Origin of the sequence: Corynebacterium lipophiloflavum DSM 44291 (assembly GCF_000159635.1) — a bacterium.
In the GTDB taxonomy this organism is placed as follows: Bacteria; Actinomycetota; Actinomycetes; order Mycobacteriales; family Mycobacteriaceae; genus Corynebacterium; species Corynebacterium lipophiloflavum.
Genome location: NZ_GG667191.1, coordinates 114,959 through 127,257 on the forward strand (window position 1 = coordinate 114,959; position 12,299 = coordinate 127,257).

General features: G+C 63.6%; 14 protein-coding genes. 10 read left to right on the forward strand and 4 right to left on the reverse strand.

Annotation, left to right across the window (positions count from 1 at the left end):
* Positions 1 to 243: 243 nt before the first annotated feature.
* The gene (locus tag HMPREF0298_RS00510; RefSeq protein WP_006839109.1) at positions 244 to 1,170 is read right to left on the reverse strand and encodes a sigma-70 family RNA polymerase sigma factor; all 927 of its coding nucleotides are present in this window, start codon (positions 1,168 to 1,170) and stop codon (positions 244 to 246) included.
* Positions 1,167 to 1,604 (reverse strand): carboxymuconolactone decarboxylase family protein, encoded by a 438-nt coding sequence (locus HMPREF0298_RS00515; RefSeq protein ID WP_006839110.1) that lies wholly within the window; start codon positions 1,602 to 1,604, stop codon positions 1,167 to 1,169. Before HMPREF0298_RS00515 ends, HMPREF0298_RS00510 begins: the two co-directional genes overlap by 4 nt.
* Before the next feature lie 66 nt (positions 1,605 to 1,670).
* Here HMPREF0298_RS00515 and HMPREF0298_RS00520 point away from each other — a divergent pair, with 66 nt between their 5' ends.
* The 5 genes from HMPREF0298_RS00520 to manA all read left to right on the forward strand — a co-directional run bounded on the left by HMPREF0298_RS00520 (position 1,671) and on the right by manA (position 5,184).
* Positions 1,671 to 1,979 carry a DUF1648 domain-containing protein gene (locus HMPREF0298_RS00520; protein WP_006839111.1) on the forward strand — a complete coding sequence of 103 codons (309 nt, stop codon included), beginning with the start codon at positions 1,671 to 1,673 and terminating at the stop codon, positions 1,977 to 1,979.
* A 46-nt stretch (positions 1,980 to 2,025) separates the two neighbouring features.
* Entirely contained in the window at positions 2,026 to 2,400 is a 375-nt protein-coding gene (locus tag HMPREF0298_RS00525; RefSeq protein WP_157464331.1) for a hypothetical protein, read from the forward strand.
* Between the two features lie 74 nt (positions 2,401 to 2,474).
* Positions 2,475 to 2,960, forward strand: a complete 486-nt coding sequence (locus HMPREF0298_RS00530) for a transporter substrate-binding domain-containing protein (RefSeq protein ID WP_040422102.1) — start codon at positions 2,475 to 2,477, stop codon at positions 2,958 to 2,960.
* Entirely contained in the window at positions 2,960 to 3,949 is a 990-nt protein-coding gene (locus HMPREF0298_RS00535; protein ID WP_006839114.1) for a cation diffusion facilitator family transporter, read from the forward strand. Before HMPREF0298_RS00530 ends, HMPREF0298_RS00535 begins: the two co-directional genes overlap by 1 nt.
* Positions 3,950 to 4,095: 146 nt before the next feature.
* On the forward strand, positions 4,096 to 5,184 hold the full coding sequence (gene manA / locus HMPREF0298_RS00540) for a mannose-6-phosphate isomerase, class I (protein WP_006839115.1): 1,089 nt from the start codon (positions 4,096 to 4,098) through the stop codon (positions 5,182 to 5,184).
* Positions 5,185 to 5,272: 88 nt separating this feature from the next.
* Here the strand turns inward: manA and HMPREF0298_RS00545 are convergent, their stop codons facing one another.
* Positions 5,273 to 5,470, reverse strand: a complete 198-nt coding sequence (locus tag HMPREF0298_RS00545) for a hypothetical protein (protein ID WP_006839116.1) — start codon at positions 5,468 to 5,470, stop codon at positions 5,273 to 5,275.
* Positions 5,471 to 6,132: 662 nt separating this feature from the next.
* Here HMPREF0298_RS00545 and HMPREF0298_RS00550 point away from each other — a divergent pair.
* Both HMPREF0298_RS00550 and HMPREF0298_RS00555 read left to right on the forward strand, forming a co-directional pair.
* Positions 6,133 to 7,782 (forward strand): glutaminase, encoded by a 1,650-nt coding sequence (locus HMPREF0298_RS00550; protein ID WP_006839117.1) that lies wholly within the window; start codon positions 6,133 to 6,135, stop codon positions 7,780 to 7,782.
* 9 nt (positions 7,783 to 7,791) lie between these two features.
* Positions 7,792 to 8,967 (forward strand): alpha-amylase family protein, encoded by a 1,176-nt coding sequence (locus tag HMPREF0298_RS00555; protein WP_006839118.1) that lies wholly within the window; start codon positions 7,792 to 7,794, stop codon positions 8,965 to 8,967.
* On the opposite strand, the gene HMPREF0298_RS00560 is transcribed toward HMPREF0298_RS00555, so the two are convergent.
* Positions 8,964 to 10,295, reverse strand: a complete 1,332-nt coding sequence (locus HMPREF0298_RS00560) for a M20/M25/M40 family metallo-hydrolase (RefSeq protein WP_006839119.1) — start codon at positions 10,293 to 10,295, stop codon at positions 8,964 to 8,966. The genes HMPREF0298_RS00555 and HMPREF0298_RS00560 overlap by 4 nt on opposite strands.
* A gap of 93 nt (positions 10,296 to 10,388) precedes the next feature.
* Here HMPREF0298_RS00560 and HMPREF0298_RS00565 point away from each other — a divergent pair, with 93 nt between their 5' ends.
* From HMPREF0298_RS00565 to bsaP, 3 genes are all read left to right on the forward strand, one after another.
* A complete protein-coding gene (locus HMPREF0298_RS00565; protein ID WP_169304948.1) occupies positions 10,389 to 10,979 on the forward strand; it encodes a TetR/AcrR family transcriptional regulator in 591 nt (196 codons plus the stop codon).
* Positions 10,980 to 11,060: 81 nt separating this feature from the next.
* Entirely contained in the window at positions 11,061 to 12,074 is a 1,014-nt protein-coding gene (bioB, locus tag HMPREF0298_RS00570; RefSeq protein WP_006839121.1) for a biotin synthase BioB, read from the forward strand.
* The gene (gene bsaP, locus HMPREF0298_RS00575; protein ID WP_006839122.1) at positions 12,071 to 12,274 is read left to right on the forward strand and encodes a biotin synthase auxiliary protein BsaP; all 204 of its coding nucleotides are present in this window, start codon (positions 12,071 to 12,073) and stop codon (positions 12,272 to 12,274) included. The genes bioB and bsaP overlap by 4 nt, the downstream gene beginning before the upstream one ends.
* Positions 12,275 to 12,299 lie beyond the last annotated feature (25 nt).

A 12,299-nucleotide genomic window follows, 5' to 3' on the forward strand; every position in this document is an offset into this window, starting at 1 on the left:
TCACTGTATGACGATCGGACGAGAAGATCGTGGGCCCGACAGACGAAGATGCGTAGAGGTTTATCGGCGTCTGCTCGAGATCAGGGGGAGTATAGGTGCAGGTCTTAGGCCGGTTCAGGCGGCTGCGGAAATGCGGTGGACTCTGGACACTACGTCGGTGGAATCCGGTGGGAAATAAACGACGTGACCAGCTATCGCGAACCGCTGACAGAATGAACCGGCCGCCGTTGTGGTGGCCGGTTTTCACGTTGGGGGTTGCTTGCCCCGGGCCTTCCTCTGCCGATGCTCGTCAGCAGCCGCGGGAAGCGGGCCAGGGCGCAGCGACGTCGCCTGCCGTATACGGATCTTGTGCTGATTCTGCTGGATTTGCAGCCCAGTGATCTCGCCCCCGGACATCTCCACGGTGATGGCTCGGACCTGGTCGGCTGAGTGGACCAGGAGCACCGGCCCGCCCAGCGCGTGGCACACTTCCAGCCTGCCGAGGCCGTACTTTCCGACGATCCCCGCTATGAAACGGGAAACCTTGTCTGAGCCGAAGATCGGCCGGCGGGCCGCTTTGGTCAGCCCGCCGGAGTCCGTCCACAGGACCGCGCCCTCCGACAGCAGGTCCGTCAGGGCCGTGAGATCGCCGTCGTTAAGGCTTGAGACGAGCATGCTGAGGGTCGCGGCATCTGCGCTGCGGGGCAGTTCAGCTGTCTGCGCGAGCTGCCGCCGGGCGCGCGAGAGGCGTTGGCGTGCCGCTGCAGGTGTCAGGCCCGCCACTGACGCGAGTTCGGCGGCTTTGACACCGTAGGCCTCGGCGAGCACGAAAAGAACCCGGTCCACTGGGGAGAGCTCTTGGAGGATGCGGACGAACGCCCGATCAAGCTCGAGTTTCGCCAAAGCGCTGTCCTCTGGCCCGAGTCCGGGGTGAGCGACCTCCGGCAGCCACGGCCCGACGTAATCAACTCTGGACCGTTCCGGAGAACGGACAATGTCCAGCGCGAGGCGTGCGGTTACGGTGGCCAACCACGACTGCGGGTGCTGAACATCCTGACTGGCGTCGAAACGCAGCCACGCCTCGGAAACAGCGTCTTCCGCATCAGCGACACTGCCCGTGATGTGATACGCCACGCCGAAGAGCCGCGGACGCTCCCTCAGCCACACCTCTTCGCTCGTCTCCGAGTTCATTTCCCGGATAATACGGAGATTCGGTTCCACATGTTGATTGCGGTGATCGCGGTAATGAGGTCAGAAGCTCCATTGACGCCAAACCGGTCCACGACGCGCTGGATCAGCACCTCCCGCTGGTGCGGTTCGATCTCGCTGAGCCGCGTACCCATGTCCGTGAACTCGAGCACGAGAACGGTGTCGTCGCTCAAATCCGTTGCGCTCCAATCACCCGGGCGGGTGTCGCGCAGCAGCGCAATGCGGTTGTCATCCCACCCGCGCTTTCCGGCCTCACAGGAGTGGAGTTCAATGCAGTAGCGGCAGTTGTTGATAAAACTCGCCCGCAGCTGCACGGTCAGGCGGGTGTCCTTGTCCACGCGCCGGGCGGTGGCTTCCAGTGCGACCGCGGATGCGGAAAATGTCTTGTGGGTGCGATTGAGATTGATGGAGTTCATACCTGTTAGACGATTGCAGCCGCCGCACTGTGACAAAGCACAGGTCAATGCGCACACAATAGGTGTATGTCTGATGACGACGGGATTTATGAGCTCGTACCCGCGCCGCTCGGGTGGCTCGTGGCGCAGTACGAGGTCATCGCTTTGTGCGTGCTCGTGCTGGGGCTGAACTACGACCGCATTCCAGATCCGCTGCCTGTTCACTGGGGCCCAAGCGGGCAGGCGGATTCATGGACGGACAAGTCTGCAGGCGCGGTGTTCGGCATGCTCGCCATTTCAATCGTGCCACTGGGTGTGCTTACCTCGGTCATCGTGTACGCCGCCCACCAGCAGGCGAAGATCGCGCACAGGGAGCTGCCGAAAAAAGCCTGCTGAGGACGTTAACCGGGCGCGCGCGACGGCCAACGAGGTGTTGCCGCTGGTGGCGAAGCTCATGACCGCGCTCACAGCTTTGGTGGTGGGGGCAGTGACCCTGTCGCTTCTCGGACTGATGAAGGGTCCGTGGGCAGTTACGCTGCTGGTCGCACTAATCATCGGTGTGGTCGGGTGGTTCGTCGTGGCAATGCGCGCGGCGCGAAGCCGCGTCGTTGAACTGTTCGGGCACGACGACTTCAGCCGTAATCTGCGGTGGGGGATGTTCTACGCCAATCCTGCGGACGAGCGGGTTGTAGCCGAACACCTCATGTCAACGACGCTCAATTTCGCGCGGCCAGGTGCGTGGGCGTTACTCGGGGCGATTCTGCTGCCCGTCGCCGTCATAGCCATCGTGACTGTCGCGGCGGGCAAAATCTTGTAACCACGTAGCGCAGCGGATTCCCCAAAACCAAGTAAGATCCGTTTGTAAAATTCCTACGGTGGTAAAGGCGGTGCGTGGTGCGTCGTTTGGTGCGGGTGGCAGTGGCGGCTTCCTTCGCTGGGGCGGTTGCCACCGGTTGCTCCGCTCTGCCCCTGGACACAGTGGGCACCTACGACCGGGCACACAACGGCACGCTGGTCGTCGGTGTGTCCGAGCACGAGCCGTGGACCAGCGTAAATGACGCGACGGGCGAGGTCTCGGGATCGGAGACGGAGCTCATCCGGGGGTTCGCGGATTCGATAAATGCGGACGTGGAGTACAAGGTGGCGTCGGAAAGCGTGCTGGCGGGCTGGATCGAAGACGGTGATATCGACGTCATGATCGGCGGTCTCACCGCGTCCTCACCCTGGGTCAGCCACATGGCCCTGACCCGCCCGTACTCCACAGTGACCAGTGAAAGCGGCAGCGACGGGAAAATGGTCATGGGCGTGCCGATGGGGGAGAACAAGCTGATGGTGGAGCTCGAGCGCTACCTGGCACGCGCGGAGGGAGAAATCTGATGCCCGGCGTGGATGAAGCGAGCACCGGCTCCGGCATCGACGCCCTGCCGGACAAACAGGGTGAGCTGCTGCGCAAGGCGGTGCGCCTGGAATGGGTCACCATCGGCGTTCTCGCGGTCACGATCGCCCTGGTCGGGATCGTGTCCGGCCAGTCCCAAGCAATGAAGGCGGCGTGGTACGAAGACCTACTCTCCTTGCTGCCGCCGATCGCGTTTTTGGTGGCCACCCGAATCATCCGGAGAAACCCGGACGCGAAGCACCCCTACGGCCACCACCGGGCGATTGGCGTCGGACATGTCGTGGCGGGCTCGGCGTTGTTGGCGATGGGCAGTTTCCTGCTGATTTCTTCCGTGAGCGGCTTGATCAACCAGGAGAAACCGCCGATTGGCACCGTGGTGCTGTTCGGCCACAGTATCTGGCTGGGCTGGCTCATGGTCGTGGTCATGGGGTTGTCTGTCATCGGCCCGGTGATTCTCGGCCGGATGAAGTTGAGGCTGGCCGGGCCCCTGCAGGACAAGGTGCTTTACGCCGACGCGGACATGAACAAAGCGGATTGGATGACCGGCGTGGCCACCATCGTCGGCGTGCTCGGCGTCGGGTTCGGCATCTGGTGGACGGATGCCGTGGCGGCCATGGTGGTGTCCTTCTCTATTGTTGCCGACGGCATCAGCAACCTGCGCACCGCGATCCGCGACCTCACCGACGCGCGCCCGACCGACCTCGACGGCAATGTTCACCCCATCCTGGACACGGCCGTTGATGCGGTCAAGGGCGTGGACTGGGTGCACGACGCGGCGGCGCGGTTCCGCGATTTGGGTCACGTGCTGCATGTGGAGGTGTTCGTGGTGCCGCGACCGGGCCGTGAGGTGGGCGTCGGCAAGCTGCGCGAAATTGAAACGCTGCTTGACAACCTCGATTTCCGGCTCCATGACATCGTGGTCGTGCCCACCGCGAAGATCCCGGAGTTCCTCGTCAAGGAAGACCGCTGAATCTCGGCCCGCCTTTCTTGGTGGAGGGTGTGTTGTCCCTGGTAGAACCATGCGTCACCTCCGCTCGCCACTGGGTAATCGGTGTAGGGTGGAGGAGCACTTTTTGTTTAGCGCGCTGATACGCGTCCCACTAACGGAGGATCCTCGTGGCCCTGAAGCTCACCGGAACGATGCACAATTACGAGTGGGGCCACGAGGAACTCATCGCGGGCCTGCAGGGGCGCACGCCTTCCGGTGAGCCCGAGGCGGAGCTGTGGTTCGGCGCGCACCCGAGCGCCCCTGCGCTGACGAGCGAGGGCCCGCTCGATGAGGTCATTGAGCGCGAGTCGGGTGAGCGGCTGCCGTTTTTGGTGAAGCTCCTCGCGGCGAAAAAGCCGCTGTCCTTGCAGGCGCACCCGTCGCGTGAGCAGGCGCGCGCGGGTTTTGCGCGCGAGAACGCCGCTGGCATCCCGCTCGGTGCGGCGCACCGCAATTACAAGGACGACAACCACAAACCGGAGCTGCTCATTGCGCTGACACCGTTTCGGGCGGTTGCGGGGTTCCAGCCGATCGAGCGGACGCTGAGGCTACTGCGCGCCTTCGGGGTGCCGCGGCTTGCTGAGCTGGAACGGGTGCTTGCCGACGCCTCCCTCGACACTGCCGAGCGCCTCTCCCGCGCGTTGAAGCTGGCGATGACCGTTGACGCCGCCGAGGCGGTGGCGCAGCGCGCGACCGAGCTCGCGGCGGGGGACTCGGAGTTCGCCGCCGTGGCGTCCAACCTGGCATTCATCGCGCGGGAATACCCCGGCGACAATGGTGTTGTCGCGGCGCTGCTGCTCAACCACGTTTCCCTCGAGCCCGGCGAGGCGCTTTTCCTCGCCGCCGGCAACCTGCACGCATACCTGAGCGGGATGGGGGTCGAGGTGATGGCCAACTCGGATAACGTTTTGCGCGGTGGGATGACGGGTAAGCACATTGACACCGACGAGCTGTTTTCGGTTCTCAAGTTCGTCCCCCTGGACAACCCCACGACGCAGCTTGTCGACGGCTTTTTCAACGTTCCGGTCGATGATTTCAGCGTCGCCCCGATATCCGGCGGCGAGTTCGTCACCGGCCCGGCCATCGTCATTAATACCGCAGGTCAGCTTGCTGTAGGGGGCCTTGCGCTCGGCCCCGGGGAGGCCGCGTGGGTCAGCGCAGCTGACAAGGCTGTGCCGGTCGAAGGGGCCGGCGCAGCGGGGTTTGTGGTGACGTAGCGGGTATGTCGCGGCGCGCAAAAACCGCGCCACGGCCCCGAGTGTGCGTGGGGCGGTGTGGCGCGGTTGGCGCTTTAGCTAACTGAGCTTACTCAGCTGCAGCAGCGGTGGTGGTTGCAGTTTCCTCAGCGGAGCTGCCAGCCTCGATCTTGGAGGAGAGGCCGTCGATGGCGGAGCTGCCCTTGGACGAAGCGGTCTCCAGCAGAGCCTGGAAGTCGATGGAGGAGGAGAGCTGCTTGAGGCCGGACTCGATGAGGCCAACGATGAGATCTGCGATGAGGGACATAGCGGGTTTTCCTTTCGGGAGGGTGTCGGTTGAACGCTTGCAACGATATAACGAGACTTCGCAGTCACACTATGCACTTGCGTACCCTCTTCGACCCGCGTGGTGATCCGCGCGGGGAACGAAAGTGTAAGAACGCAGATGAGGGCCATAGAGTCATGAAAAAACCGCAACCATTTGGTTGCGGTTTTTAGCTCTCGGCCGGTCTTAGAGGACGATGGAGGAGAGGTTGGAAGCCAGGTCAATCGGAAGGACGACGAGCTGCTTGAGGGTGGTGTTGAGGAACCAGATGAGGTCCTGGAAGATCTCGATCATGATGATCTCTCTTTCTATGTCGTGTTGCTTGTTTGGACGCTTCCCACTTTAAGAAAGGTGAGGCTTGCCAAGAAATAGGTATATAAGATTAGTGAGTGAAGATTATTAGCAGTGTTCTCACGGAAGGCGTTACAGAAATCGCGAAACTGACAGAATTACTGGATAGGTGCTGTACCCGGTTCGCGAGTGGGGGTACCCGCGTTCAGGTTCATTTCCATAAATTTCCCAGAAAAGGCGCCTGTAAAGGTAGTATCAGACCGCTAGCTCGATTCAGAACCCACCCTAATTCAGGGGTATTTCTGCGTCTTCCGCCCCTCTTCGCATCCCCAGCCGGCGTGTACCATGGCCCCATGCCGACACCCGTACCCGAGTACCTCAACAGAATCCTCGATCTAGTTCACGACGACGACGGTGGCGAGGTCGCCGACTACATCGAAGACTTGAGCAAGGCCGATCCGGACAAGCTCGGACTTGCGCTGTGCACAGTATCCGGCCACCTCTACTCGGTAGGCGACGACGACTGCGAGTTTTCCATCCAGTCCATCTCCAAGCCGTTTGTCTACGCGCTCGCGCTGGAAGAGATCGGACCCGATGAGGTCCATCAGGTGGTGGGAGTAGAACCATCGGGTGATGCGTACAACGCGATCTCCCTCGACGAACACAACCGTCCGTCCAACCCGATGATCAACGCCGGCGCCATTGCGGTCAACCAGCTCATCAACGGCGCGGAGTCCTCTGTCGAGGACCGGGTGGAGAAGATCCGCTCGTTTTTCTCCCAACTCGCGGGCCGCGACCTGCGTATCGACGAGACGCTGGTCGAACACGAACTGGAGAAAGCCGACCGCAACCTGGCCATCGCTCACTTGCTCCGCGAATTCGACATCGTCAACGACGTGCCCCACGATGCCGTGAACTCGTACACGCAGCAGTGCTCGATCATGGTTACGGTCAAAGATCTCGCCGCGATGGCCGCGACCCTGGCGAACGGCGGAGTGCAACCGATCACGGGCGAGCGCGTGCTTTCCTCCACGGCCTGCCAGGTCACCCAGGCCGTGATGACTTCCGCCGGGATGTACGACGGGTCCGGCCGCTGGATGGTCGACGTCGGAATCCCGGCGAAGTCGGGCGTTGCGGGAGGGCTCATCGGAACGATGCCCGGGCAGTTGGGCATAGCGTCGTTAAGCCCGAGGCTCAACGAGCAGGGAAACTCGGTGCGCGGCGTGAAAATTTTCAAGGAGCTTTCCTCAACCCTCGGTTTGAACCTGATGGGCTCGGACTACTATTCCGCGCCCGGGATTAAGGCCGTGCTCCGGCGCGAGGACACCACCGTGGTGCAGCTTCAGGGCATGATTAACTTCGCGGCCGCGGAAAAGATCCTCCACGACCTGGAGGACTACCGCCTGGGAGGTTCGGCGATCGTGCTCGACGTCTCGCACGTGACCTCCTTCAACAGGGCGGGCCGCATGCTGATCAAGGAGGGCGTGCGCTCAATCCGCGACACCGGATACGACGTGCGCATCTACGACCCGGATTCAGCCATGCCGGACTACGAATTCTCCGACGGCACGCACCTCGAAGCGGTGAAGGATTTCTCCACCTCCTTAACCATTGAGGTGCCTCGCGACAAGGTCTATCAGGCGATCACGCAGCCGGATCAGTGGTGGGAGGAGACGATCGAAACCACTGACGGCTCCGCCGGCGAACAAGGCGGGGAGTTCCGCTTCGACAACGATGAGCAGTACGCGGAATTCAGCGTCGCCGAGGCGCGCGCCGGCGACCGCCTGGTGTGGCACGTGGAGCCCTCTGGAAGTGACCGTGAGGACAAGCATTGGGCTGACACGGATCTCATCTTTGACCTCGAAGAAGCCGGTGAGGGCGCGACCAAGCTCACCTTCACCCACCGCGGCATGCACGAGCGCGAGGCGAACTACGACCAGGTCGCGCGCGCCTGGGAGAAACGCCTTTATGACCGGCTCGAACCGTTGATTCGCGACAGCTAGGGAGTGCTAATGACCACTGGGAACACCATTTGGTGGCACGTGTACCCGCTGGGGGCAACCGGCGCGCCGATCCGCAACCGCGTCGAGGCGGATGCGGATCACCGCCTGCGCAAGCTCGGCCCCTGGCTCGACTACCTCATCGAGCTCGGCTGCAACGGTCTGCTCCTCGGGCCCGTCTTCGAGTCTGTCGGGCACGGCTACGACACACTCGACCATTACGCAATCGACGCGCGCCTGGGCACCGGCGAGGACTTCGACTGGCTCATCCAGGAGTGCACGGCCCGCGGCATCAACGTCATGCTCGACGGGGTGTTCAACCACGTTGCGCGCACGCACCCGGCGGTGCAGCAGGGCCTCGCCGGAGACACCGACTGGGAGGGCCACGGTGAACTGGCCACCCTGCACCACGACGAGCCGCAGGTGCGCGAGATGGTCACTGACATCATGTGCCACTGGCTGCGCCGCGGCATCGCCGGATGGCGCCTCGACGTCGCCTACTCGGTGCCCTCCGATTTCTGGGCGGATGTCCTGGCCCGGGTGCGCGAACAGTTCCCGGACGCGATGTTTCTCGGCGAGGTTATTCACGGCGACTACGCCGGTATCGCGACGGCCGGCACGATGGACTCGGTCACGCAGTACGAGCTGTGGAAGGCGATCTGGTCCTCGCTTCACGACGCGAATTTCTTCGAGCTCGACCACGCACTGGGCCGCCACCGGGAGATTGCGCAGCGCGTGCTGCCCAACACGTTCGTGGGCAACCACGACGTCGACCGCATCGCCTCGAAAATCGGCCAGGACAAGGCGATCATTGCGACGGCTCTGCTGCTCACGCTGCCGGGAATGCCCTCGATCTACTACGGGGATGAGCAGGGCTTCGTGGGCCTGCGCACGGAAGGCTTCGAGGCCGACGACGCGGTGCGTCCCGAGCTGCCGCCCACCCCGGAGGAGCTCTCCGCACTGGGGGGCTGGATCTTTGCCGAGCACCAGGCGCTCATCGGGGTGCGCCGCCGCCACCCCTGGCTGACGCGCGCCAGCGTGGATGTCGTCGACCTGAGCAACGAGACCATCTCGCTGCGCTGCTTCGACGACGAACACGAGCTGTATGTCGACGCCTGGCTGACGTCGCCGGTCGGAGTGCGCGTGCACGCCGGCGGCGAGACGCTTTACGAGTTCTCCGGCTCTTAGGCGCCGATAAAGCGCCCCACTAGCGAGCGGTATGCCCTGACCGTGAGCTCCACGTCGGCGATCTCGACGTATTCGTCGTGAGAGTGGAGCAGATCCAGGACGTCGCCAAGCGTGCGGCCGCGGCGGTGGAGGGCAAAACCGTAGCCCACGCCGCCTCGGCGACGCCCGAAGCGCAGGTCCGAGCCCCCGGCGGCGATGGTGGGAACAACTGGCGCGTCGCCGAAGAACTCGCCGATCGTGTCCACGATGGCGTCGTAAAGCGGCCCGGAGGCGGGTGAGACGGTGGCGTCTTCGGTAATGAGGTGCTCAATGGTGACGTGCTCAGCCAGCTCGCCGAGCGCATCGCGCAAGGCCGCGTCGACATCCTCCTGGGTCTGCCCCGGCAGCGGCCGGATATCGAGCTCGAGGTACGCCTGCGAGGGCAAAACGTTGATGGCGTGGCCGGCGCGCAACACCGTCGGAGAGACCGTCAGGTGGCTCATCGCGTGCGAGTAGCGGGCGAGGTCTCCCAGCGCGTCGAAGGATTCCCCGCTGATCAGCGCCTCTTGTGTGGCGTCGTCGAAGCGGAAGGCGCGCACGTAGCCCTCCCACAGCTCATCGCGTGCAACGCCCGGTTCCATCGCGGCGATGCGGCGCGCAACCTCGGCGATGAGACCAACGGTGAGTTCGCGACCGTAGGGAGTGGAACCGTGGCCGGCATCGCCGTGGACGGTCAACCTGCGCTGCGCGGCGCCCTTCTCGCCGACGACCACGACCACGGCGTCGCTGCCGTCGGCCACGGGCAGGTGGCTTCCCCCTTCTTCGGAGAGGCAGTTGCGCCAGCTGAAGGCATCCGGCTCGTGCGTGGCAATCCACCCGGCGCCGAGCCCGCCGCGGGCTTCCTCGTCGGCGCAGCCAACGAAGGTGAGCGTGCCTTTCGGGCGCCGCTCCGACGTTGCGATGTCACGGGTGACGGCGGCCATCGCCGCGGTGACGTAGAGCATGTCGGTGGCCCCGCGGCCGTAGATTCGCCCGTCGATCTCCTCGGCGCCGAAGGGATCGCGCGTCCACTTGGCCGGGTCGACGGGCACGACGTCGGTGTGGCCGAGTAGCGTCAGCGGTTCGGCGCTTGGGTCAGTTCCCTCGACGGTGAACGCGATGGAGACGCGGGACGGGTGAGGCTCGAAGCGTTGCACGCGAACGTCAGTGCCTTCGAAAAAACGTTCCAGCGTGTCCGCGTTGCGGACTTCGTTGCCGGAATCGGCCGTGAGGTCGTTGACGCACGCGTTCCGGATAAGCTCTTTGAGCAAAGTGACAGTTGTCTCAACAAGGGCGGTGTCCTGATTCATTGCAACGAGTGTAGTTTCGTTGGGTGGCGGATTCTTTATATGCGTAATGATGCATTTATTATCGTTGGTTACGAGCAACTGGAAGGTAGGAACGTGGCGAGACGCGAAACGAGCACCGATCCGCGAGCAGTGCGCACCCGCGCGACGCTGATTCAGACAACGATCGAGCTGTTAAAGACCCACCGCGCGGAGGCGCTGTCGGTGTCCCAGATTGTCAAAACCGGCAACCTGAGCCGACAGGTGTTCTATGAGCACTTTTCCGACCGCGACGCACTTTTGTTCGCGGCGGCGGAGAAGATGATCGAGCCGGCCCTCGAGTGGACCACCGCCGCATCGGGTGAGACGAAGCTGCTGGACGCGATCGTTGAGGGCCTACACCAGACCGTGCGCTCCTACGGCGCATCTTTGCGAAACCTCTGCGACGGCCCGATTCACTGGCAGGTTCACTCCCTGTGCATGCAGTACCTGTGCCCGATCATCGAAATCGAGATTGCGCAGCTGCTGGAACAGGCCGGCCGCATGAAGTCTCCGGAACACATCCGTTGCACGGCGGAGTTTGCGGCCAGCGGCGTTGTCGAGCGCCTCACCGCGGCGGTGCGCGACCGCATGAGCCTGGAGGAGGTCCGCAAGGAACTTTCGCTGGTCCGCGAGACGCTCAGTGCGCTCGATTACGAAACTGCGTAGCCAATTCTTGAACACCGTTTAAGCAGATTGGGATATAGTGTTGCCAACCTAATTGAACGGAGTTCAACCATGAGTTCAACCATGAGCGCAACCAGCATCCTCGACACCGCGCGGGCAAAAGTGCTCGAGCGTGGCGAAGGCCTCACCGAAGCCGAAATCCTCGAGGTCCTCAACATCGGAGACGACCATCTCACCGAGCTCCTCGAGCTCGCCCACGAGGTCCGCATCAAGCACTGCGGGGTGGAGGTGAGCCTCGAGGGCATCATCTCGCTGAAAACCGGCGGCTGCCCCGAGGACTGCCACTTCTGCTCCCAGTCCGGCCTGTTTGAATCGCCCGTGCGCGCGGTCACGCTGAACATCGAGGAGCTCGTCGAGGGCGCGCGCCAATCCGCGAAGATGGGGGCTGCCGAGTTCTGCATCGTCGCCGCGGTGAAGGGTCCGACCGAGCGCTTGCTGGACCAGGTCAAGGACGCGATTGAAGCCATCAACGCCGAGGTCGACATCTCCATTTCCGCCTCACTGGGCATCCTGAGCCGCGATCAGGCCCGCCAGCTGCGCGAGATGGGGGTGAGCCGCTACAACCACAACTTTGAAACCGCCCGCTCGTTCTTCCCCAACGTGGTCACCACCCACACCTGGGACGAGCGCAAGAACACGCTCGAGTATGTGCGCGCCGAGGGCATGGAGGTCTGCTGCGGCGGCATCATCGGGCTTGGCGAAACGCTTCAGCAGCGCGCCGAGTTCGCCGCCCAGCTCGCCGAGGTAGAACCCCACGAGGTGCCGATGAACTTCCTCGACCCGCGCCCGGGCACCCCGTTTGCCGACCGCCCGCTGGTGCCCCAGGGCGAGGCGCTGCGCGCCGTGGCGGCATTTCGCCTCGCCATGCCCACCGCGCAACTGCGCTTCGCCGGCGGCACGGAGCTCGCGCTTGGCGATGACGGCACCGAAAAAGGCCTGCTCGGAGGCGCCAACGCAATCATTGGCGGCAACTACCTCACCACCGCTGGCCGGCCGATTGAGGCGGACCGAGAAGCAGTGGACCGGGTGACGAGCCTGGGCATCCCGGCTGTCTACGACACCATCAAGGCGCTGTGAGGATCCCCGAGAGCACCGAGCTTGCCGACGCCATCTTGTCGGGCGAGGCGAAGTTCTCGCACCCCGCCGGCCGCGAATGGGACGTGCCACGAATCTGCCCGCTCTGCGAGCGTCGTATGGTGGTCAAACTCAACCCTGTCGGCTGGGAGGCGATGTGTTCGCGCCACGGATTGTTCCGTTCGGAGTGGCTGCAGCGCTAGAGCGTGAGGGGGCCTCGACAACGGG

Bases quoted from the DNA above. Each gene is read 5' to 3' on its own strand.
- HMPREF0298_RS00510 (WP_006839109.1), bottom strand. From the start codon at position 1,170: ATGAACTCGGAGACGAGCGAAGAGGTGTGGCTGAGGGAGCGTCCGCGG.
- HMPREF0298_RS00515 (WP_006839110.1), bottom strand. From the start codon at position 1,604: ATGAACTCCATCAATCTCAATCGCACCCACAAGACATTTTCCGCATCC.
- HMPREF0298_RS00520 (WP_006839111.1), top strand. From the start codon at position 1,671: ATGTCTGATGACGACGGGATTTATGAGCTCGTACCCGCGCCGCTCGGG.
- HMPREF0298_RS00535 (WP_006839114.1), top strand. From the start codon at position 2,960: ATGCCCGGCGTGGATGAAGCGAGCACCGGCTCCGGCATCGACGCCCTG.
- HMPREF0298_RS00545 (WP_006839116.1), bottom strand. From the start codon at position 5,470: ATGTCCCTCATCGCAGATCTCATCGTTGGCCTCATCGAGTCCGGCCTC.
- HMPREF0298_RS00550 (WP_006839117.1), top strand. From the start codon at position 6,133: ATGCCGACACCCGTACCCGAGTACCTCAACAGAATCCTCGATCTAGTT.
- HMPREF0298_RS00555 (WP_006839118.1), top strand. From the start codon at position 7,792: ATGACCACTGGGAACACCATTTGGTGGCACGTGTACCCGCTGGGGGCA.
- HMPREF0298_RS00560 (WP_006839119.1), bottom strand. From the start codon at position 10,295: ATGAATCAGGACACCGCCCTTGTTGAGACAACTGTCACTTTGCTCAAA.
- bioB (WP_006839121.1), top strand. From the start codon at position 11,061: ATGAGCGCAACCAGCATCCTCGACACCGCGCGGGCAAAAGTGCTCGAG.